General features: G+C 45.3%; 19 protein-coding genes. 4 read left to right on the top strand and 15 right to left on the bottom strand.

The window, feature by feature from the left end; all coding sequences use genetic code 11:
* Positions 1 to 385: 385 nt before the first annotated feature.
* Complete coding sequence (locus FAY32_RS13820; protein WP_143464047.1) at positions 386 to 1567, bottom strand: MFS transporter; 1182 nt, start codon at positions 1565 to 1567, stop codon at positions 386 to 388.
* A gap of 259 nt (positions 1568 to 1826) precedes the next feature.
* Here FAY32_RS13820 and lysS point away from each other — a divergent pair, with 259 nt between their 5' ends.
* Positions 1827 to 3338, top strand: coding sequence for a lysine--tRNA ligase (lysS, locus tag FAY32_RS13825; RefSeq protein ID WP_143464049.1), 1512 nt, complete (start codon positions 1827 to 1829; stop codon positions 3336 to 3338).
* Positions 3339 to 3358: 20 nt separating this feature from the next.
* Positions 3359 to 4879 (top strand): UDP-N-acetylmuramoyl-L-alanyl-D-glutamate--2,6-diaminopimelate ligase, encoded by a 1521-nt coding sequence (locus FAY32_RS13830; protein WP_143464051.1) that lies wholly within the window; start codon positions 3359 to 3361, stop codon positions 4877 to 4879.
* Between the two features lie 135 nt (positions 4880 to 5014).
* Here FAY32_RS13830 and FAY32_RS13835 read toward each other — a convergent pair whose 3' ends face one another.
* The 10 genes from FAY32_RS13835 to FAY32_RS14720 form a co-directional block, all read right to left on the bottom strand.
* Positions 5015 to 5977: a hypothetical protein gene (locus FAY32_RS13835; RefSeq protein ID WP_143464053.1), complete on the bottom strand. Its 963-nt coding sequence runs from the start codon at positions 5975 to 5977 to the stop codon at positions 5015 to 5017.
* A gap of 384 nt (positions 5978 to 6361) precedes the next feature.
* Complete coding sequence (locus FAY32_RS13840; protein WP_143464055.1) at positions 6362 to 7846, bottom strand: Na+/H+ antiporter NhaC family protein; 1485 nt, start codon at positions 7844 to 7846, stop codon at positions 6362 to 6364.
* Positions 7847 to 7915: 69 nt separating this feature from the next.
* Entirely contained in the window at positions 7916 to 9337 is a 1422-nt protein-coding gene (gene tyrP / locus FAY32_RS13845) for a tyrosine-tyramine antiporter (RefSeq protein WP_143464057.1), read from the bottom strand.
* Positions 9338 to 9433: 96 nt separating this feature from the next.
* Positions 9434 to 11317, bottom strand: a complete 1884-nt coding sequence (tdc, locus tag FAY32_RS13850) for a tyrosine decarboxylase (protein ID WP_143464059.1) — start codon at positions 11315 to 11317, stop codon at positions 9434 to 9436.
* A gap of 207 nt (positions 11318 to 11524) precedes the next feature.
* A complete protein-coding gene (tyrS, locus tag FAY32_RS13855; protein ID WP_143464061.1) occupies positions 11525 to 12784 on the bottom strand; it encodes a tyrosine--tRNA ligase in 1260 nt (419 codons plus the stop codon).
* Between the two features lie 181 nt (positions 12785 to 12965).
* On the bottom strand, positions 12966 to 13214 hold the full coding sequence (locus FAY32_RS13860) for a helix-turn-helix domain-containing protein (protein ID WP_143464062.1): 249 nt from the start codon (positions 13212 to 13214) through the stop codon (positions 12966 to 12968).
* 148 nt (positions 13215 to 13362) lie between these two features.
* Complete coding sequence (locus FAY32_RS13865; protein ID WP_143464064.1) at positions 13363 to 13626, bottom strand: hypothetical protein; 264 nt, start codon at positions 13624 to 13626, stop codon at positions 13363 to 13365.
* A 52-nt stretch (positions 13627 to 13678) separates the two neighbouring features.
* Positions 13679 to 13828 carry a hypothetical protein gene (locus FAY32_RS14715; protein WP_158727604.1) on the bottom strand — a complete coding sequence of 50 codons (150 nt, stop codon included), beginning with the start codon at positions 13826 to 13828 and terminating at the stop codon, positions 13679 to 13681.
* 39 nt (positions 13829 to 13867) lie between these two features.
* Positions 13868 to 13999 (bottom strand): hypothetical protein, encoded by a 132-nt coding sequence (locus tag FAY32_RS15020; protein WP_263862561.1) that lies wholly within the window; start codon positions 13997 to 13999, stop codon positions 13868 to 13870.
* A gap of 39 nt (positions 14000 to 14038) precedes the next feature.
* Positions 14039 to 14191, bottom strand: coding sequence for a hypothetical protein (locus FAY32_RS14720; protein ID WP_158727605.1), 153 nt, complete (start codon positions 14189 to 14191; stop codon positions 14039 to 14041).
* A gap of 546 nt (positions 14192 to 14737) precedes the next feature.
* Here FAY32_RS14720 and FAY32_RS13870 point away from each other — a divergent pair.
* Positions 14738 to 15907 (top strand): acetyl-CoA C-acetyltransferase, encoded by a 1170-nt coding sequence (locus FAY32_RS13870; RefSeq protein ID WP_143464066.1) that lies wholly within the window; start codon positions 14738 to 14740, stop codon positions 15905 to 15907.
* Positions 15908 to 15971: 64 nt separating this feature from the next.
* Positions 15972 to 16163 carry a hypothetical protein gene (locus FAY32_RS13875; RefSeq protein WP_143464068.1) on the top strand — a complete coding sequence of 64 codons (192 nt, stop codon included), beginning with the start codon at positions 15972 to 15974 and terminating at the stop codon, positions 16161 to 16163.
* A gap of 177 nt (positions 16164 to 16340) precedes the next feature.
* Here FAY32_RS13875 and FAY32_RS13880 read toward each other — a convergent pair whose 3' ends face one another.
* The 4 genes from FAY32_RS13880 to FAY32_RS13895 all read right to left on the bottom strand — a co-directional run bounded on the left by FAY32_RS13880 (position 16341) and on the right by FAY32_RS13895 (position 23409).
* On the bottom strand, positions 16341 to 17816 hold the full coding sequence (locus FAY32_RS13880) for a GH39 family glycosyl hydrolase (RefSeq protein ID WP_143464069.1): 1476 nt from the start codon (positions 17814 to 17816) through the stop codon (positions 16341 to 16343).
* A gap of 91 nt (positions 17817 to 17907) precedes the next feature.
* Positions 17908 to 19464, bottom strand: coding sequence for an MFS transporter (locus FAY32_RS13885; RefSeq protein WP_143464071.1), 1557 nt, complete (start codon positions 19462 to 19464; stop codon positions 17908 to 17910).
* Between the two features lie 41 nt (positions 19465 to 19505).
* Positions 19506 to 21359: a sialate O-acetylesterase gene (locus FAY32_RS13890; protein WP_143464073.1), complete on the bottom strand. Its 1854-nt coding sequence runs from the start codon at positions 21357 to 21359 to the stop codon at positions 19506 to 19508.
* Positions 21360 to 21378: 19 nt separating this feature from the next.
* Positions 21379 to 23409 carry an alpha-glucuronidase gene (locus FAY32_RS13895; RefSeq protein WP_225428353.1) on the bottom strand — a complete coding sequence of 677 codons (2031 nt, stop codon included), beginning with the start codon at positions 23407 to 23409 and terminating at the stop codon, positions 21379 to 21381.
* Positions 23410 to 23863: the final 454 nt, after the last annotated feature.

The raw sequence follows: 23863 nt of genomic DNA on the forward strand, positions 1-23863 counted from the left end.
ATGTTCAGTTTTCAAAGGTCTACCAAGTTATTTACTCTCGTAAACAACTTAATCATCATATCATTTAATCAATATGATGTCAACAAGAAGTTTGATTTAACAACGTTTCTCGTTGATGTGTCATCAAGAAGCGACAACTTAATTAATATAACATTTCGTCATCATAACTGTCAACAACTAATTTCAATCTTTCAAATTGGTCTAGCTGGTGAATCGCCGTGACAACGTATATAACTATACCAACCACAGCCCACCACGTCAACTAAAATCAGCGAAAAATGTAAACTATTTTCAAAGACGAATGGCAGGTATGAAAACAACAAAAAACGACCGAGTTAACCGGCCGTTTTGCCAGGGCACGCCTGGAGATAGTTCGTTTCAATAATCACTTCATTTTCAATGCTGGCACGACGCCAACTAAAAAGACGGTTGCAATCACACCATTGACCACCGCACAAATCAAGAAAAGCAGTGGAAACGATGTCCATTGGGCAATGACCACGCCCCCAATAACTGGTCCCAGCGCCTTCCCCAATGAAGAAAAGGCATTGACCAAGCCTTGATAACGGCCTTCATTTCCTACCGTATATAAATTGATCAGTGCGGGGACTCCCGGAACGTAGACTGCCTCTCCCACCGTTAACAAGGTCATGGCAGCAAATAAGACACCGACCCCAGCAGCACTAGTTAATAGAAGAAATGAGCCACCAATTGCGACCAAACCGCCCAGAATTTGCCAAGGTAACCCCTCGCTACGACTGACTTTAGCCATTAAAGCCTGAACGACGATTAAGAGAATCCCGTTGTACACCCAGAGATAGCTGTACAATTTGATACCCAGTCCCTCGTTTTGAATGTACACAGACACATTGCTCATCCATTGGGCATAAGTTATCCACATGAACGCCAAGCTCAAGAGAATAATCACTAAACTACTGCGTGACAGCTTCTTCCGTACAGGCGGCACGTGACCCGCAGACGAATTCACCGTCCGGGGCACCTGCCCAGCTGACTGTCGTTCAAAGCTACCGGCACGCCACCCCCACAGGATAGCCGCTAGCACATAACAGCTCAGCAGCAGTACAAAGATCGGTTTCAGACTATTATGGTAGAGAACACCAATGCTGGCCGTCCCCACAACTAATCCCACGTTAATGAATATATATAGTAGATTAAATAAACGGCCATCCAAATGACTCAGTTGAGCAGTCATTGCCGTAATCAAGGTCAACATGCCCCCGGTCAGCAGGCCAAAGATCACCAAGACGATTGGATAGGCAATAATCCCATTCCAAAAGAAACCCACGACTGCATCGCCGATCAACCCCAGTAACATGCCAACCCCCACGGTCCGTGACGAGTAGTGGTCCGTCAACACCCCACCGAGATAGCCACCCAGGACATTACATCCAGAATAGGCGGCCAGGATAATCCCACTTTGTACCAGATTCAAGTGGAGGTCACCATGGAGGTAGATCGTTGTGAGTGGCCACATGACACTATAAGCCGTATTCACCAGGAACCCTAATAGCAGTAACGGCCACATTTTGCGCATCAATTTTAACATGACTCTATATTCTGCCCCCTCTTATCTGATTAGTTGTGCTAAGTCTATCATGTTTCCCGGGGGCCTCGAAAGGGTGGAATGGAAATCCGTTGGCCCGATTTAAACGAAATCAGCCAAATCGAAATTGCCACGATTTTGTAAGCGTCTTCATTCAATCAATCCCCCTTTATGGCTTGCTAATTACGCCAAAATCAACTAAATTTAAGGGAGGTCTGGATTCACTGAACTTTTGAATCAATACTTAATAGGAGGACACAACATGGGTAACAGCAAGAACAATAATGCCACGCCGACCGATCTGAATGATCAAATGCAGGTTCGTCGGGACAAAATGAACAATCTACAAGAACAGGGCATCGCGCCTTTCGGTCACCGCTTCGACAGAACTGACGACAGTAAGTCGCTCAAGGAAAAATACGACAAGTACGACAAAGAAGAGTTGATGGAAGACAAACATTACGTTGCTGTTGCGGGTCGGATTACCGGTAAGCGTGGTAGCGGCAAGGCCGGCTTCATCGATTTACTCGATAGAACTGGTGTTGTCCAAGGCTACGCACGTCAAGACGAACTGGGCGAAGACAAGTACGCCCTTTACAAGACGCTTGACTTAGGGGACTTCATCGGCGCCAAGGGGTACGTCATCAAGACGAACACCGGTGCCTTGACCCTACGCTTCACTGACTTCGAATTCTTATCTAAGGCTTTACGGCCATTACCAGACAAGTACCACGGTCTGACGAACCCTGAAACCATCTACCGTCAACGGTACTTGGACTTAATTGCTAACCAAGATAGCTTTGACCGGTTCATCAAGGTCACACAGATCAAGAAGGCCATCCGCGAATACTTGGACAGCGAAGGTTACTTGGAAGTTGACACCCCTGTTTTACAGACAGAGGCTGGTGGGGCCGAAGCACGGCCATTTGTCACCCACTCCAACGCGTTTGATATTCCCTTGTACTTACGGATTGCGACCGAACTTTACCTGAAGCGCCTGATCGTCGGCGGGATGGAAAAGGTCTACGAACTGGGCAAGGACTTCCGGAATGAAGGGACTGACTTACGGCACAACCCTGAATTCAACATGGTCGAAGTCTATACTGCCTACGCAGACTACACGGACGTGATGGACTTAACTGAAAACATCTTCCGTTTCGTAGCCAACAAGGTTAACGGCTCTGGCAAGGTTTCTTACCAAGGTAAGGACATCGACCTGGACTCCGAATTCAAACGGGTCCACATGGTCGACGCCGTTAAGGACGCCACCGGAATCGACTTCTGGCAACCAATGTCTGACGACGATGCTAAGCAATTAGCCGCCGAAAACGGCATTCACTGCGAACCTTACTGGAAGGTCGGTCACATCATCAACGCCTTCTTCGAGGAAAAGGTTCAAGATAACCTAGTTAACCCAACGTTTATCTACGGCCACCCCGTTGAAATTTCACCATTGGCTAAGAAGAACCCGAAGGACCCTCGATTCACCGACCGATTTGAACTTTACATCGACGGTAACGAATATGGGAACGCCTTTACTGAATTAAACGACCCAATCGACCAAAAGCAACGTTTCGAAGGTCAAGACGCTGAACGTGCCGCTGGTAACGAAGAAGCTCATGGGATCGACAACGATTACATTGAAGCCATGGAATATGGGATGCCGCCTACTGGTGGTCTGGGTATCGGTATCGACCGGATGACCATGTTGCTAACTGATGCAGCTTCCATCCGCGATGTCATGCTGTTCCCAACCATGCGGCCCAACGACTAATCACGAAAAGGGGCAATTGAATGAGAGCAAACCAGCTGATTGCGTTGCTCCAGGAGCATGACCTGTTCCTGAGTACCACGCTAAATTCAGACGACGTCGACTTTGCATCGTTAGCGTACGATTCGCGCAAGGTCAGCGCCAACGGCCTCTTCGTCTGCAAAGGCTTCAATTTCTCAGTCGACTACTTACAGTCGGCTATCAGCAACGGGGCCATTGCTTACTTGGCAGAAAAGGACTACGGCGTTGACGTGCCAGTCATTTTGGTGACTGACGTTCGCAAGGCTTTGTCCTTAGCTGCCCAGTTGTACTTTGGTTTCCCACAAAATGATTTATTTGTGATCGGCTATACCGGCACGAAGGGCAAGACGACATCGACGTACCTGACGACGAACATTCTGAGTCGAACCTACCCGCAACAAGTGGCGATGTTCTCGACCATTAACCACATCATCGGTCCCAAACCGGAAGACCAATACCGCGCTCACTTGACGACGGCAGAGTCATTTGACCTCTTCCACGAAATGCGCCAAGCGGTCGATAACGGCCAAAAGGTGCTGGTCATGGAAGTGGCCTCACAGGCCTACCTCTTGGACCGCGTGTACGGGTTGACGTTTGACGTTGGGATTTTTCTCAACATCTCTCCCGACCATATTGGGGTCAACGAACACCCTAACTTCGCCAACTACCTCTTCTGCAAAATGCAGTTGATGCTCAATTCACGAAACTGCATCGTGGATGCGGACATGGACCATTTTGAAGAAGTCTATGCGGCGGCAAAGGTGTCGACGGATCCCGCCCACATCTTCACTTACGGGTTCAATCAGGATGCGGCAACGCTCTCGATTACCAGTAGTGAGGCGACGTTGACGGACAGTCAGTTTGGCTTAACGGTCCACGCAACCGATGACCGCTTGGCTGAACTGGCCACGTCCTACAACGTTTCCGTGCCTGGGGACTTCAACCAGAGCAATGCGACGGCGGCTATTCTGGCCAGTCGCTTGGCTGGGGCTTCCGTAGCGGATATGCAGGCTGGGCTGGCCAATACCAGCATTCCTGGTCGGATGGAGTCAATGACTACTAAGCATCACGGGACGATCTACATCGACTACGCCCATGACTGGGGCAGCATGAACGCCCTGCTAAGCTTCCTCCACACCCAATTTCCGGACCACCACATTACGGCGGTGCTCGGCAGTACTGGGGATAAAGGGGAAGACCGGCGAGAAGGTTTTGCCAAGGCACTCAATGATTACGCCGATACGGCATTCCTAACAACGGATGATCCGGGTCACGAAGATCCCGTCGCCATCGCCAAGGAAATCGATAGTCACATTGACCACGATAAGGTCAGCGTGACCATCATTCCGCGGCGTGAGGATGCCATCCAACACGCCATTGCTAGTGCCACCAACGATGATTTAGTCGTGCTGGCCGGTAAAGGCGAGGATGCCTATCAAAAGATCAACGGGGTCGACACCCCTTATCCTTCCGACCCCGTCGTGGCCCAAGAGGTCATTGACGGATTGGCGGATGAAGCCTAAAATCTGTGTTCAAAAAGCGTTACGTGTGGGAATTCCCCTGCACGTAACGCTTTTTTAGGTCGCTGTTACGACAAAAATAGCTATAACCTCTGATATTATGGGTGTTAACCATCTCGCATCAGCCAGATTTCTAGTTTACCGTCGCCGCCGCTTTCGGCGCTTTTTTTGACTGTATTTGATCTGCTTAATGTGCTTCTTATGCGTCAACTGACGATCGGCCGTGAAGAGCTCCCGACTTTCGGTTGGATGGGCCCGCAGATAATCCTGCGTGAAGGCATCGACGGCATCGTGGTCGTCGGCATCGACATTGGCCCGTTGCATGGCTGTGGTCAGGTCTTCGAAGAAGTTCTCCAGTTGAGGGTCATACATGGTCACCAACGCTGTGTGGTGTGAGCCGACCCAGTCCTGTAACTCAGTCGCATGTGCCAGCTTGTCCTGCGCGGCTAAGTAGTCGAACAAGGTGGTCAGCGCAAACGGAACCAAGTTGAAGAGTGCCGGTACCCGATCCGCCTCATCCAGCAAGTGGGTGAATGGACCAAACATGATCTCATTTAACGTTTTAACGTCCCAATCACTAGGCTGCAGGTGTTTGCCAGTAATCATCAGTTCGGCCGTCGTGTGGACGATCGTGATGAAGTGCTGGAGATCAGTTTGACTGAGATTGGCCACGTCTGGCTGGGTCACCATGGCTTGGACCCAATCCTCAACGAGCGACACGACACCTTCGTAAGCTTGTTGCTCGTCGGCAGCATCGCCATGCTTTTCGACCAATTCTGGCCGGGCTGTCTTTAATGCCGCTTCTAAATCGGTGAAATTGGCCAACTTTTGTGCTTTAAAGTACGCCGTCAAAACGGGAACGACCGCCACAAAGTACACATGTGGTTGATCGACCATGGTTGGCAGGGCCGCCAGCGTCCCGGCAACTTGCTGCGGCGTCCAGCTCCCCTCGGCTAAGTTAACGGTTTCGCGGACCCGTTGCACATCGTCAAGGATGGCGGCCGCATATTTTTGCTGATTAGCTGACAACCGGGCCAATCGCTGCGGCGTTAAAAATTCCGCCGGAGTCATTGGTTCGGCTGTTGAATCTGTTCGTTCCATAACTCGATTCCCCTATTCTTTAACCTACCCTCCATTATAATAGAAGAAACGCAGAATGGAAAACTTGGTTTGAAATTCGCTGGCCACAAAAAGCGAGAGTGGCCATCAGGCGGTTTGTTTGCGAGCATTAACGTGAGAACAGGACTTATGCCTGGTCTTGGCATAAGTCCTGTTCTCGGGTTAAGCGCAACAAACTGCCTGATGGCGCACGTTTCGACACGATAACGGCAAAAAATAACAGCATTTTCAGAAGATGCTCCTTCTGAAAATGCTGATTTTTGAGTTACGTCCCAGACTCGCTTTTAAATGAGTCTAAATCCAACGGCTGCCAGAGCTTAACCCTTGCTTCTATCAACACAACCTTCAGTTTCAAAGCAACGCACTTCATTTTGCGGGAACGGCTTTTAGCGCCGCTTCCTTATCTTTCTCATCTAATTCAGCTGAACTCTTGATCATCGCTTCAACGCTGCCCGCTTTGGCCAGGTGCTTCTTGTAGCTCCAAGAAACGAACGTGAAGCCGGCAATCACCGTCATGATTGGGTTGATGTACGTGTAAAATGCCATTGGGATATACTGCAGGGCATCAACGTTCAGCGTTCCCGAGAAGAAGATCCCACTGACCCCCCAAGGAACTAAGGCATTGATATCCGCCCCACCAGTGGCCAACGTTCGTGACAAATATTTCCGATCCAGACCCAACCGGTCGTATGAAGACTTGAAAGTCGTTCCTGGTAAGATAATGGACAGGTATTGTTCCCCGACCATCAGGTTGACCCCCACACCACTCAACTCGGTAAAGAGAATCAGCTTGCCCGGCTTGTTCACGTATGGTTTGATACTATCGATCAACGTGTGGACGACCCCGAACTTAATCAGTAGGCCCCCCAGCGCCAAGGCAACAATGATCAGGGAAACCGACCCTAACATGTTCGTAATTCCCCCACCCGTCATCAAGTCATTGACTGTATGGGAAGGCGTCTTAGCGATGTTACCACTCATCAGTAAATTGCTAATCCGGTTAACCCCATAGGCGGGATCGCGGATGATCACCAGTAATAGTGCCGTAATCGTTCCTAATAATAAGGAAGGAATTGCCGGAACTTGACGCCAAGCTAAGAGCAAAAGCACCAGAATTGGTAGCAATGACCAGGCCGAAACAGCAAAGGATTGTTCGAGACTACTGGAAATCGCGTGAATTCGGCTCAAGTTAGCTGTATGTGACGTGTTCCCCAGCACAAAGTACAGGACTAAGGCAATGATTGCAGAAGGTGCAATCGTATGCGACATATTGAACAAATGTTTATACAAGTTGACCTTAGTTAAGCCCGTCGTCAAATTTGACGTATCTGACAGCGGCGATAAATTATTCCCCAGGAGCGCACCGGAAACGATGGCACCAGCAGTTAGCGCATCGGAAAACCCCAAGATGTGCCCGATTCCCATGAACGCGATCCCCATTGTGGAAACCGTCGTGAAGGAACTGCCGACCGTAATGCCGACAATGCCGCAGATAATGAAGACTGTCGGTAAGAAAAATTTGACGGAAAGAATGTTAAATCCGATGACCATGATGGTCGCAATCGTCCCCGATGCTAACCAGCTCGACACTAGCAACCCAATCATTAGAAAGATCAGAATGGGAATGATGCCGGGCGTAATCCCCTCAGTAATACCGTCAAAGATGTCTCCCCAGGAAACTTTGCGAAAGTGACCATAGAACATTAACAGTGTAAAAACAAACAAAATTGGAATTTGGGGCGACATTTTCATCCCGATAATCATGGTCCCAAGAATGGCAAACATAATCACCATGATGACCAACGATTCTACAAGTGAAAAATGTATCTCCGGTTTCTTTTTTTCTTCCATAATAGTTACACCCCTTTAAGCGAAAAAGGGCTTACCAACAAGTAAGCCCTTTTCACCGAGTCAAAGATTTTATTTGTCGAGTGCTAGATCTGTGTTCACCTGTTCAATCCATTCGGCATTCTTATTCTTATCGATGATAAGCGGAATGACGAAGAGGACTGCCGTAATAATTACCACGAAGATGGCTTGCGTTAAGTCACTAGCAACCAACGTCGCCGCAATGATCACAATGATGCCAAAGAATAATAAACCAGCAACGAAGTAAGCTAAACCATTCCCCGTCTTCCCTAAACGATAAGGACGTTCTACTTCTGGTTGCGTCTTCCGTAAACGAATGATTGCGATGGCAATCAGCACGTAAACTAAGGCGTAGATGACAGTCGTTGCGTTCGTTAAGGTCAAGAAGACACCGTTAACGTTTTTCATTACCCCATAAAGTAAGGCGAAGAGTGAAATGCAGGTACTTTGCGTCAAGACAACGTTGCGAGAAACACCGAATTTGTTGGTCTTGTGGAAACCAAAGCTAGCAGGTAATTGACCAGCCCGGGCAACTTGCGTCATGGTCTTGGAAGGACCGGTAACCCAAGCGGACAGCTGAATCAGCACTCCAATAACCACCATGAAACTGAAGATATTGGCGATCATGGTTGGCCAGCCTAAGATTTGGCACCAGAGAACGATGGGTTGGGTGATGTTTGACAATTGAATCTTGCCATCAGGCACCACGTTGGCCACCAAGATGGAGTTCATGATGTTCATCAAAACTAACCCAATCAGGGCGACGAAGATCCCACGTGTGTAGGTCTTCTTAGCATCATGCAACCGTGGAATGAAGACGGAGGACATTTCCAACCCAGTGTAGATGAAGGAAATGGCTGCAAAGTATTGTAACGTTTGCAGATTGTCCAGACTTGGCATCAATTTGCCCCAAGTGAAGGTTCCCAGATAACCATTAGGGTTGATCCCGGTCTTAACCATCGCCGCGATCCCCATGATCAACATGATGACGATTGGAATGTAAACACCGAGCCAAACCCCGATGTTCCCACCAACTTTGGCCATATCGAAGCGTAAGTTCAAGACAGTAATGATCCAGTAAAACCCTAAGATGTTAGCAAGGATGAACCAGTGGTTATTCCCTAAAGCGACGTTTCCAAATACGTTTCCCCACAGCGGACCGATGGTCGAAGCCACCATCACCATCCCTGGGAAAATCTGTACCCAGAGGAGCCACGCGGTAACGAAGCCCCATTTTTCACCTAATGCTGACTTGACCCATAACTGCGGCCCACCTTCAGCTTGCATCATGGTTCCCAATTCCCCGGAAATCAGTGCAACTGGTAAAGCAAAGAAGACGACGGCAAAGACCATGTAGGTGATCTGCGTCCATCCAGTTGCGGCAACTGAAGGAATCGAACGTACCGTGGCACACAGGGCCATGGTCATCCCAATAAATGTGCCAAGACTAAGTTTTTTAGCCTGATTATCCATGTTCGCGCTTCCCTTCAAATATTAAATAAGATTCATAATAATAGCAGTAGGCCATTACCCCGAATGACCTACAGTGAAACAGTATGCATTTATGTGCTAAGCGTTTTCTTTTTGGTTAGCAGCTTCGTAGACCTTTTCAAGATCAGCTTGGATGGCCTTCTTGATTTCCGGTGCGAAGTAATCGAAGTTTTCTTTACGGTTCATGTAAGGCGTCATTACTGAGGCCCGGATGATCGTCACCTTTTCGGCCCGACGCCATTCTGCTTCGCTAAAGCCTAAGCTTTCAACGAATTCAAGTGGACTGTCACCGTAATCTGGAATCGCAAAGTCCGTGTGGGAAACAATGTACTTCTTGCCGTACAGTGAGCCCTTAACGTACGAAGCTTGTTCGTAGAAGGCGTGGTTCAATTGGTTCATTTCAACCAAGTTATCGTTGCCGTCTTCTTTCAGCACGTAGTCAACCATGTTGAAGTCAGGGGAAACCAATGGGTGAACGGAAATCTTCTTACCAGCAACTTCAAACTTCAAGTCCTTCAGGAAGTCGTAGTAACGGTGGGCACCTTCAATGGAGGCACCTTCCAATTTTCCATAACCAGTGACGTTCAATGGTAAGGTGTGGTGGGCTGCCCATACGGAAGCGGCGGTAGCACCGGCCTTGGAGCCTTCAAGAATGTAAGCACCCAGTAAGGCTGGAATGTCGGCACCCTTTTCAAAGACGTAGGTTGCGAAGTAAGAAATCGTGTCCCGCATCCGAATGTCTTGGATCACGATCCCACCAGCAGAGTAAGGCACGTAACCCATCTTGTGGGGGTCAATGGTGATGGATTCTGCTTCATCAAAGGCCTTATACGCAGCGTAAACTTCTGGTTTGATTAATTCTTTATCTTCAGTGAAGACGTGATTTTCGGCGTGAACCCGTTGTAAGTCCTTGTACGGAATGAACTTGTCGTTTTCATCCAAGAACAATGCCCGTGCATAACCACCGTAAGCGGCGTCAACGTGGAGGTAGAAGTAGATACCTTCTTCTTTGTAAAGCTTCTTCCGCAGTGCCACGATCTTGTCGATACCGTCAACGGCGCCTTCTTCGGTTGAACCGGCAACCCCGACAACCCCCAGGATCGGTGTCTTGTCAGCGGCAAATTTACGAATGATGTCTTCCAAAGCGTCGATGTCCATCCGGTAGTTGCTGTCAATTGGCACTGGCACAACTTGATCCAAACCGATCCCGATGATGTCAGCGGCCTTCATCCAGGAGTAGTGCTTGGTTTGTGGGACTAACCACTTGCCTAAGCGTTGTAAGTTCTTCCCGCTACGTGCAGAACGCTTCTTCACTTCGTCAATCTCGGTCCCCGCATTTTCGAGCAGGTCCATGATTTCCTTAGTTGGCATGTTCAGTAATTCCCAATCTGACTTGCCGGCCACTAATTCGGGGTTAACTTCTTGCATCGCGAATGGCAATGACTTGATGTTCCGGGCGTACCAGAGACCTTCCAAGTTTGCTAATGATCCGTCAGCAACGATGTGGCCCCAGCCGTAGTCGTAACCCATCATGCGGGCAAATTCTTGACCGACTTCTTCTTCCATTTGGGAAGTTGCTGGTGATGATTCATAAGCAACGTTGTTCCCGTTCCAGAGCATCGCGTAGTTGTAAGCTAACAATGCTGGCATTAAGGTTTCGGAATTCATGTGGCCCCAGTAACGACCAGCTGAATGCCAAGGAACTGATTCCGTCCGGATCCGTTCGGACAGTTGGTTTAGCACCGTCTTCATATGGTTAACCGTCTTCTCAAATTCTGGTGAAGATTGATCATCTGGTCCAATCATGTTGGGATCTGATGGTATGTAATTTTTACGCCAGCCTAAATGTTCATCGACCAACTTGTTCAGCATGTCTTTGTATAACTGACCATTTTCTGCTTTGTCTCCGATAAACAGAGCATTTAAATCTAAATCCTTAAGTGAGTTCGTATTCTTTTCCATGTCACTTACCTCCTACAGATTTGTTTGTCCTTGTTCACCCAAAAGAATACGCTTTCATCGATACCCTGTAAAGGGTCTTTTGTTAAAATTAGAACAAGCAGAGACCGTTTATCGGTTTATGAGCACCCTCAAAGAATCAAAAAGCGGGCCTGATATGCACTATCAGACCCGCTATCGGGTATTCCATTATAAAAAACTTATTTTTCTCTAATCTTCAACTTTTGCCAGGAAGTAGTTCTTCTTCCCGCGACGAATGACCATGAACTTACCGGAGAAGTTGTCCTTCGGATCAAGGTCAGCCGCCGTATCCGTCACCCGGGCACCGTTAATCGTAATGGCACCGTTCTCGATATCTTCCCGTGCTTGACGCCGTGAAGGTTCGATGGCCGTGGTGTCGGTCAGCAAGGTAACGATGTTTTCCGGTTTGGAACTAATCGACACGTTTGGCACCTTTTCAAAGGCTTCCTGAACTTCAGTCAAGGTCAACTTTTGAATGTCACCGGAGAATAGGATCTCTGAAATGTGTTGCGCTGATTCCAAAGCCTCTTCACCGTGGACGAAGCGCGTCACTTCTTCAGCTAACCGCCGTTGGGCTACCCGCTTCTCTGGTTCGTTAGCCACGCTATCCTCTAAGCTGTGAATTTCATCTTGGCTGAGGAACGTGAAGAACTTGAGGTAACGAATAACGTCGCGATCATCTTGGTTAAGCCAGAATTGGTAGAACTCGTAAGGTGAAGTCTTGTCGGCATCTAACCAAATGGCGCCACCGGCAGTCTTCCCAAATTTGGTTCCATCCGCTTTTAGCATTAACGGAATGGTCAGACCGTAAACTTCTTCGTCGGAACCCTTGATCTTATGAATCAAATCGATTCCGGCAGTGATGTTGCCCCATTGATCGGCCCCACCAATTTGGAGCTGAATGTTGTGATCGTTGTGTAACGTCAAGAAGTCAACGGATTGGAGAATTTGGTACGTAAATTCTGTAAATGAAATCCCCGTATCCAATCGACTGGCCACGATATCCTTCGCCAGCATTGAATTGATGTTGACTAATTTACCGTAATCCCGCAGGAAGTCCAAGAGAGAAATCTTGGATAACCAATCGTAGTTGTTCACCATGGTAACGTTGGAATCACCACCGAACAACCGTTGCATTTGTTTGGTTAAGGCCCGCACATTGTGTTGGACCTTGTCCATGGTTTGGAGTTGCCGCTCCGTTTTCCGACCACTCGGATCACCGATACTCCCCGTGGCACCACCAATCAAAATGTATGGATGATGGCCAGCCAGTTCGAAGCGTTTCATCATCATAAATGGAATCAAGTGGCCGATATGCATACTATCACCGGTTGGATCGACCCCACAGTACAACGAAATTTTCTTCTCCGTTGTCAGCTTCTTCAATCCTTCAGCATCGGTTTGCTGATTGATTGCGCCACGCCAAGTTAACTCGTCAATGATATTCATTAGCTTGTTCCCCTTTCACTAAGTACCCTGAAACTAGATTTTTGGCGCGTATGCTTAGTTGAAAACTAACCATACCTAAACAACCAAAAGATAGCTAACCGTGAAAGCGTTGTCAAGTAGCCATAAGAGAGTTATGGTCGAAATTAGTTCCCAAAATTAGTCAAGCAGCGTTTTTACCTCATTAGAGGTCACGAATATTGGGATTTTGTCGAATACTCGCAAATTGTTTTGCTTCGATCTCAGTTTCGCCCGTTACGACCTCCATTCCTTTTCGTGTTACTACTAATTGCTTCCCGAATTTTCGAATCGTTCCCGCCGGAAATCTTTCTGGACTTTTCCGGTAAACTTGGCGGACGTAGTCATCGGCTTTCATCCACCGTTTGGCTGCTTCCATTGACGACATAATATCTCGATCTCTCAGATCAATCATACTTTAGGTCCCTCCAATAAAAATTTATATTACAAGATAGTATTTTTTATAATACTAACTTAATGTTAATTCTAATTAATCCCAACAAAAAACGCCATATGGGATTTGACCACATGACGTCGATTTCAAAGCTGTATAATTATACCCACTATCTTTCGCGGAAGTCACTATCCCCACCCTCTCTAATCACGGCAACGAGCTGTTCACTTAATCGCCAAACACCGAAAACACTTGCTCCTAATGAGACTGCAATAATTAATAATGGTAGTAAAGAAATAGTTGTCCATTTGGCGGTTGATATAGTTATAATTAATGGTAATAAGATTACTAATGCAACGACCAGACTAATTATTTTTGCATGCACTGGATGTTCTTCTTCTACAGGTGTTGTCGCTTGGTTGACTTCTTGCATACTCATTCCTCCTATAATATAGTAGACTTTTTTCATCTACCTGTGACGCGTGCTAGTGAATCAACTTCTGTAATTCATCGACGTGGTGTCCGCAACCCATACACTCCAACGTTGCTTCGCCAGAAAGCTTTTTAAAGACTACATCGCCACATTCGCTACAGTGTAGCTTGTCATCCGTTAAACCTAAGTTTGTATTTTTCATTAGTTATGACCTCCTCGTCACGCTACTGTTATCCACCGACTACTTGTTAAGTTGATGACCGCAATTCGTACATGCCACTGCTGATTTGCCAGCAACCTTGGTGAAGACCACATCACCGCATTCAGGGCAGTGCAACTTGTTATCCGTTAAGCCTAAGTTCGTATTTTTCATCAGTCATGACCTCCTCGTCATTTTGTCGTTCACTTGTAATTAACGCGTTAGCTTTTCCAGTTCTGCCATCTGGTGACCACAGTTGACACACTCCAAGGTCGCCGTGCCTGGTAACTTCTTAAAAACGATATCCCCACATTCAGGACAGTGCAGCCGATCATCCGTGACGCCTAAGTTCATATCTTTCATCATTCGATTCCTCCAAATAATTTGTTTAACATCAAAAAAGGCGTCCTTTCTATATCCAAATAGAAGGGACGCCTTTTAGCGCGGTACCACCCAGCTTCAGAGACTTTCAGCCTCTACACTTTAATCCCCGATAACGTGGAGATACCCCGAAGAAACAACTTTCGTATTTCGTTAAACCTACCCTGCATGGCTTGCACCGACCGCCAATTCTCTGAGCTCCCAGATAGATCACTACTTCGTTTGAAAGATTTCTTATTCGCTTTTTGATGTTGGGTACACTCTATCATGAAAAAAAACGAATTGCAAGCGTCTAAATCATCTTTTTTATAATTAATCTTGAATTCTAAGTATTAATTAGTAAGCCTAATTGGCTAAGAATCCAGTAATAACAAGTGATTAGATTATCTCTCATAATTTACCCGGTAACGGTCAAAATAATTTAAAAAAAGTTCAAAGCTACTGGCAATTATAGGTCAATTTCAAGACAAATCCTGCAAAGTCGGTTATATTAGAGATTCGGACATTATCGGAAAAGGAGAAACTAATAGCATGGCAGAAGAAGTTGTAATTGTTAGCGCGGTCCGGACCCCCATCGGAAAATTCGGCAAGAATTTCCGATCCGTTTCCGCCGTTCAACTGGGGACCCTCGCCGCGAAGGCCGCCATCGAACGAAGTGGCCTCGCCCCCGCCATGATTCAGCAGACCATCTTTGGGACGGTGCTTCAGGCCGGCCAAGGACAGAACGTTGCTCGCCAAATCGAACTCAACGCTGGCATACCCGTCACGAGTACGGCGATGACCGTTAATCAGGTCTGCGGTTCCAGTTTAAAAGCAATTCGGCTTGGCCAAAGCGCTATCCTATTAGGCGACGCTGATGCTGTTTTGGTTGGTGGTACGGAGAGCATGAGTCAGGCGCCCTATTTAAGCCCCCAGTCACGTTTTGGCCATAAGTTTGGTGATATGACGCTGGTCGACAGTTTGGCCAAGGACGGCTTGGTAGATGCATTTAACGACATCCCAATGGGCATTACTGCTGAAAATGTGGCTGCGAAATACCACGTTAGCCGTGAGGAACAAGATGCTTTTTCACTTCGCTCACAGCAAAACGCGACGCAGGCCCAGTTAGAGCACCGTTTTGACGCTGAAATTGTTCCCGTTCCCGTTGGTGACCAGCTAATCACGACGGATGAGGCCGTGCGAACAACTACTTCGGCAGCGCAATTGGCAGCGCTGAAGCCATCATTTAAGCCTGAGGGGACCGTGACGGCCGGCAACGCTGCTGGCCTCAACGATGGCGCAGCAGCCATGATCCTCATGCGGAAATCGACGGCCATTGCCGCCAACATTCCTTATCTAGCCACCCTGACCGGCTATCAGGAAGCTGGCATTGACCCCGCAATTATGGGCTACGCCCCCGTCTACGCCATTCAAAAAATGCTCGACCGCACGCATGCAACGATTGCGGAAATTGACCGTTTTGAAATCAATGAGGCCTTTGCTGCACAATCGGTAGCCATTACGCGCGACTTAAAAATCCCGTCGCATAAATTGAATGTTAACGGTGGTAGCATTGCCCTCGGCCATCCCCTAGGCGCCTCCGGAACGCGTATCGTCGTAACGTTACTGCACGAACTAATGCGTAGTGGCGGACACCGCGGCCTCGCTTCAATGTGCATTGGCGGCGGCATGGGAATTGCCCTTATGCTTGAACGCGATTAATCCGTAACTGCCTAGTCATCTGGTATAATGGCGATAACTAATCTGTGAAAAGGAAGCGGACACCATGCTAACGCAAGATTTCGACGTTAAAGTTAAGTTGATTATTCTAATTGTCATCGGGTTTATTGCTTTAGCCAGTACCCTTGGCTATCTGTTTCACCGTGATCACCACTATAGCCGTTACTTCACGGGTGTACTGGTGGTCATGGTTGTTCAGCTATTTATTTTGACTTCGCTATTGTTAATTCATCAGTAACGGCTTATTTACTGGGTCGGTTCTTCATATAATGACATACTATAGGGGCGCACTAACTAATCAGTGCGCCCCTATTTTTATTGTACTTGCTATAACCTCGCCACTACTTACTGCACACACTATTTATCTTTCAGATTTTAATCTGCCAATATGTTATTTTTTAAATAGATATTCCCTTTAGATGAGTTTTTGGTAGTCAAATCCCCTGTCAGAGTGGCTAACATCTGGCTGAATTTGGAAAAAGCTGAGCGAGTTTGGTTGAACCGTCATGGTCACCTGACCTTGTTGAGAAATGTCGGTGTTCACTGATGGTACAGCACTTCTCCGCAACAATTGCGTCATTTCAAGATCTAGACTAGCTGGTTCCCCCAGTGCATGCCAAACTTTCAATGGGTTCCCGCAATTCTGATCTACTGTTTGGATCACAATCGTTGCCTGACCTAATGCCTGAGGTATCGTCAACCGAATGTTCTTTGCAACTGAACCTGAATTCCAAGTTATTCCTATAAGTCGCCCATTATCTTCGCGCATCACAATAATCGACTGCTTCTTTAAAATACACTGTCCTCTTAAATCACTAAAGAATTTAAACGTCCAATACGTCGGTTTAGGAATACTGCCATTTGCTACTAACCCGAAACCACCATGGAATGGGGTGAAAGGAATTCCCTTTTCTTCAAAGACATCTCCAAACGTCCAGTACGAATAAAGATCTGAGGTCTCTCCCATTTTAGACAGTAAATATGCCGTATAAACAGCGTTTTGAACCGTATCATGAAGGGGAGCATCTGGACTATAGGACGTGTTAAATTCCGTGATTGCCATCGGTAACTTGCTAAACATCTCTGAACGATTAATAATTTCCCGTGACTTCTGCAACTCCTTCAAACTTTCATCAGCGTCTCTTAAATCAGGATAACGGTAATGTCCGATCACTTTAGATGATGTTACCGTATAGAAATGGCGCGTGATAAAATTAATATTTAATTTTTCATGCTCACAAAACGCGATAAATTCCGTTAACCATCGCTCATCATCAACCCCACAAATGGCTGGTCCCCCAACTTTAAAGTTTGTATTGACGGCACGAACTGCCTGAAAGGTGATCTTAAACAAATGAAAATATGCTTTCATGTCTGAATTCTTCCAGAACTGGTCAATATTAGGTTCGTTCCAGATTTCAATCGGCCAATCAATAACTTCTTCCCCATAACGTGCCAGTAAATGCTTCAATGTTGCCTGTACTAGGTTGATCCATTTGTTTTCATCAGCTGGTGGCGTAATATTTCCGTGCCAATAGAATACCGATTCTGGTCCGGATCCCAGTTTTTGCGGCATAAATCCCAGCTCCAAAAATGGCTTAAGCTTCAGTCGACGATAGGCATCCATAATTTGATCCAGGTACGTAAAATTATACTCAACCTGAATCTTTCCTTCATCATCCTCGTACTCTTGGTAAATTCCCACATCTTCAGCGAATAGACCATGACCCCGAATAAACTCAAAACCAATATTTTTTTGAACGTAGGCAAGTTGTTCTAAATACTCTTGACGCAACGCCAATCCTAATCGTCCTGTTCCAATACAACGAGTTGCATAATTACGAAAACTTGTTGGCACATTTGTCGATAAATCGTAATTTGTCATTTCCATACAGATTCACTCCTATTCATCCACATTTCTTTAGGAAAAAGGACTAGCCCACATTTCTTCGCAGACTAATCCCATTCCATCAGAAACCTATTTAATTGGCTCCGTTTGCGTTTGCAGTTGGCCATAACTTGTCATAGGTAATACCAGTCAAGGATTCAACTGTCTTCTTCGTATCCGCAGTGACATCTTCTTTACGTCCACCAGCCTTAAGCCGATCAATTTCAGCAACTAAGACTTCATGCGTATGAACATCCAGTTTAAAGGTAAAGGCAAAGAGAATTGCCAATAACGTTAAACCACCAACACCAAAGATAATGACGCCTAAAATAGCATGAATAGCTTGTGGTGATTGTGTGGTAGCGCCTGTCTTGAAGCCGTTTTCAGCTAATACCCATCCTAAGAATACAGAAGCAATCCCAGAGGTCACTTTCCGGATAAAGTTCATCATAGCTGCAAATTCACCTTCACGACGCTTACCCGTAATAATTTCATCGACGTCTGGAATAAATGGAAAGACGTTCCAAGGAATTGAGTAAGCACCACCCTTAAAGAACAGGTACAGTGTTGATACGACTGCCAAAGATGCAATTAATACGCCTTGTGTTAAGTGCATTTGGAACATAATGTAAAAAGCTGCTAAACCAGCAATTACCATTGAAAAGTAGAAGACGTAGCAACGACGTGCACCTAAGCGCGTAAATAACCAGTAGTTGACTGGTGTCAATGGTAATCCAATAATCCCTAAGGACAGGAGCCATGATGCCGTAGAAGTAGATAAACCATACCCGAAAACAATAAAGTAAATGAAAGCACCGGCAAATAAGTCTTGAGCCGTAACACCCAACAGGTACAGGTACATGTGTTGACGGAATGCTTTAACTTTCAAGGTTGAGAAGTAAGAAACCATCGCTTCCCAGAAGAATTTAACCAGGTTAGTCTTTTCCTGTGCGCCAGCACCCTTTTGATCATCTGGGAGAGCTGCTTGAATCTCAGAGATTGGACGTTCCCAAGTAAATTTGTAAGTTACTAAGACAGCAATACTAAAGATAATTGCAAAAATACCACCAATAACAGTGTAAGCATATGGATTTTTATCACCCATAATACTGATAACTAATCCACCGACTAACGTAACGATAGATGTAATACTGCCGGAGAAGAAAATCCGTGTAGTAGACATCTTCGAACGTTCGTTGTAGTCCGTCGTCATTTCTGAAGGTAGTGTTTCATAAGGAATCAAAATCATTGTCACAACAATTTCAACAATGCAGTATACAATTAAGTAGTACCAGAAACCGATTCCTGGAATCCACAGCAAACTATAAACAATTAAAATCATTGGGGATCCAATCAACAGGAAGAAATGTCGCCGGCCATACTTTCGACCCAACTTTGTTTTCCAAAAGTCATCTGAAAACTTCCCCATAACAATAGCGGTAATTGAGTCAACAATTTTAGCTAACCCAATAATGCTTCCCGCTTCTAACGGATTTAAATTACAAAATGTCGTGAAGAAGAACATCAGGTAGGCACCAATCAACGCGCCGTACCCACCGCCCATCATGTCAGTAACCCCAAAAGCAATACTATGCCACATTCCTACTTTGCGGCCTGTGGTAGACTGCGTAGTTTCGACCTCATTATCCATTTATTATTCACCTCAAGTATCTTTCTATAAAGCATTTCAACCTATTTATTTAGCTTTAAACAAAATGGTGATGCTGGACTATTTACGTCATTGATGATAGTAGTTGCGGGTGTATTCCCCCATCCGTAGCGAACGCGTTGCACGTTGCCTAAATCAATTTCTTCTGGGATAGTTACTTCAATCTGTTGCCCATCAACCTCGCCACCATGTATAGACCACCATTTGTTTTGGAATAAGATTTCAAACTCTGGTTCATCGGACAGAACTATTGCATGACCAAATGTTTTAAATTGAATCCTCAGTCGTTGATGGATATGATAGGCCCTATTTGCTAATGGTCCTGTACAATATCCATCTGGTACTCTTTTCAATTCATTCAAAGCTTCAGATAGTCTTTGAGCTACCGATTGCTTATTTGTTGGATGTAAATCATTGTCTTCACCCAATCCTAGTGAAACAACCATCCCCGTATGCATTAACTGCATTCCCTGTAGTTGCTCTTGCCTAATCGCTGCCCATTCATGCTCAGGTTCAATTCCACAATTAGGTAACTGCACGTACAAGAAAGGTAGCTCATCATCTTGAAAAAGATGTCGCCATTCTGAAATTAAAGCCTTAAATACTTTTCCGTAACCATTAGGATTGCCTGTATCACTTTCCCCTTGGTACCAAAGGATGCCAGCAACTGTTGCTTTACCAAGAGGAGCAATCATCCCATTGAACAACCCGACTGGCTCATACTGTAAGAAAACCTGATCTTTACGTTCCGGCATCCAATTTCCACGAGCAATTTTCCATGGCCCTTGTTCATCAAGATCTAGCGTTCCTTGATCCGTCACTATTAAATGTTTCTTTCCATGGCGGACACCACCTGGATAATTGAAAATTTTAAGTCGAATTACCAATTCAAACTTTGATTTCAATTTACCAATCTCATACTCCCTTGGTGGATACTGATAGTCAATATGGCCAACCAGTTGACCATCAATGAACGTTTCATCAGCATCAGTAAATGTTCCCAGCCTTAATTGGGCTAATGAACCAACCATCTCAGGTGGCACCTGGACCTCTTTCCGCAACCACACAACCCCTGGATAACGAAAAGCTTCTGGTAATTGATGATTCAAGCGCGCCTCTTGCCAATTCGTATCATCGCAGTTTGACAATGACCATGTTCCAATTCCTTGATCGGTTTCGTCCATTGTTTTAAGAAACTGATCCTGATACTCCTCGTCATCTCGCTGAACCGTCTCCACAAATTCTGAGTTATTCAGTCGATCAAAGTCCTCAGGTAACTCCTCTAACCGCTGTAACGTCTGCCGACTAACCCAACTTCTGACACGTGTACCGCCAATTGCTGTTGAAATCAACCCAACTGGGACATGATTCTTTGCATACTGTTGTTGCGCAAAGAAATAACCAATACCTGAAAGTCCTTTAAGATCTGGTGCAACCGCAGTCTTCCATTCACCTGATGCCAATTCTGATTCTTGAGTACTAAAGTTAAAATGTTGTGGAACCTCGAAAAAACGAATTTTAGGATTAGAAGCATCTTGAATCGCCTTTGGATAACGCGTCTTTAACCGCTCCATCCATAATTGCATGTTCGATTGCCCACTGAGTAACCACGCATCTCCAACTAGGACATCATGTACAATGACCTGATCATCTTGTGTCTCAATTCGAATTGTAAAAGGACCACCGGCCTCGTGCGGTTTTATATGAAACTCAAAGTAACCTTTGTTCGTTGCTTGAGCTGTCAGTATGCTATCATCACCAAATATTAATTTCACAGAAGAATCACGTGGCGCGTGACCCCAAAAACGAAGTGGCTTATTTCGTTGTAAAACTACCCCGTCTCTAAGCAAATATGGAATAAATATTTTTTTACCCATCACTTTCGCCTACTATTCATTAACGATAAATCTTTCGACCTTGATCATCTTTTACTCCAGACATTCTGTAAAAGTAAGTGTTTACTTGGTCTCGCCATTCCAAAGCATTTTGTAACTGTAACTTTAAACATTGTAAGACCTTTTCATACACAGGCTTATTTAAGTCAGTCGATAAGGTCTGCCACTGTTTCAAATAATTTTCAACTCGTTCGTAGCCCTCAAAATGCTGATTGTAGATTGTTTGAATTAGAGTCTGACCGTTCTGCAAAACTTGTTGGTATGACAAATGATGGAAGAATAGAACCAGTTCGTCTGGTGTTGTTTTCACATTTTCATACTGAGCTGCTATCTTCGGTGCATAGAGCTCGGTGAAACCACTTCCCGTTGCCTGTGTTCTATCAACCCCAACACCATTCCGATCTGCAAAATGGTAGGTTCCCCACCGATCGTATTCATATCCATTTACAGAAACACCATAGTGGAAATGTGGAACGACCATGAAACCAACACCTAATGGTGCATTATACATACGGTAAGTTTCATTAGAGGAAGACATTATCTCAAAAATTGTCTTTCTAGTTGCTGGTTGTACCTCGGCAAATGTTTGACTTAACCATTCGTTCAGAATATCATCCGCAGCCGCTTGATTATCCCAACAAAGGCGGCCAAATCCATATAAATTAGCTAGTGCTAACGGATTACCCGTCCAGTAAGGACTCATGCCCACATTTCCAACAGCCGCAAAACCCGTATTCTTTGAATTAAGGCTTGTTTCTCGAATAACCTGACCAGCACGCTCATCCTTAAACTGTGTTTGACCAGTGGCAGCATTCATCATCTGTCGCCACTGCGGTACAGCATAATTAACATCAATCTGATGGCCTAAATATTCAGCAGAAATTTCAAATTCCATTATCTGGTTAGTCTTCTTTAGAGCACCGAATAACGGGCTGAGTGGCTCAGCAGTTTGAAAGTCAATGGGTCCAAACTTAATCTGCAAGACGACATTATCAGCAAATTGTCCATCCAGTGGCTTGAAATTATCAAAAGCTGCTTTGGCTCGATCTGTATGTCTGTCTCGCCAGTCCTGTTTGGAGTTGTAAACAAACGTCCGCCAAATAATAATTCCCTGATACGGTGCCACCGCTTGTGCCAGCATGTTAGCACCTTCAGCATGTGTTCGTCCGTACTGATAAGGACCTGGTTCGCCTTCACTATCTGCTTTAACTAAGAACCCACCGAAGTCTGGAATCTTCTGATAAATATTTCGACAAATATCTTTCCAAAAACTAATAACACCCGCATCAAGTGGATCTGAGGTTGTCAAATTACCTAAGTGCTTAGGAGATTCCCAATTAATTGCTAAGAATAGTTTGATACCAAATTCTCTGAAAGTGGTTGCCAACTCTGCTACACCAGTCAAATACGGTTCCACAATTAAGTTTGTTCCTTGTCCTCGAACATTAACATTATTAAGTGAAATTGCATTAATACCTGCAGAGGATAACAATCGCGCATACGTGACAATCTTTTCTGGATTACGTCGGAAGGGATCACCATCTACTTTTTCAACGCCGAAATCACCTCGATCTGGATTATCCAATTTGTCTAAGGCCCCGAAAAAGATTGAGGCACCTGCATAACCACGCTCAACTGAACCATCAATCTGATCCCAATGATCAACCATTCTAATAGATTGGTCGGGTGTCGATGTATAATCGGCTTCAGACTGATGATTCATTCTTAACCGAATAAGTGCATAGAACCCGTATAGTAACGACTTCGACTGATTACCTTCAATAATGGTACGAGTACCTTCTTGGTAGATATGATATGTATCATTGTTTTCAAACTTTGATTGGCAATAATCAAAAATAATCGTTGCTTGTTGCCGATCATCAGTAATCTTGCAACCTAGCCAATCATTGACCTCTGTTCTTAAACGTAGTCCAACAACATCATGTCCTTCAATCTCTGCCTGGTCAAAATAGAAAACATCATTACCCATAAATAACAAAACGTTATTTTTATCAACCCAGGTAACATCCACATGATTACTCCCCTTCTAAATTACTTTTAATCTCATCACCAGCTTTAGCCACGTCTTGTAACATAGCTACTCAATACTCAACGTCTTAACAATTAAAATAAACTAATCACAACGAATGCGCCTTCGTTATAATCTATAAATGACCATAATAGCTATTTCCTAATCACTGCGACTAGTGTAATCGCTTACAAACTAAAAATCTATGTTCAGAAGTAACGATTTTTTGTCAAATCGTGACCTGTTTCAGAAAAAAATCATTTTATACCATCCATCCAAAAGATTCCGCCTATCCCTTTAAATACGCCTTTTTTAAAGTATTTATTAATACTTTTACTACGTAATTACTATCCATTTTGGTAGCGTCAAGAATCTTGTGTAAATGAAATGCCTTCGTACATATAATATGTAACTAACTCAAATAAATGATGCTTCCAAGGTGTCCTGGAGTCCTTTA

The organism is Levilactobacillus enshiensis (genome assembly GCF_007115095.1).
GTDB classification, from domain to species: domain Bacteria; phylum Bacillota; class Bacilli; order Lactobacillales; family Lactobacillaceae; genus Levilactobacillus; species Levilactobacillus enshiensis.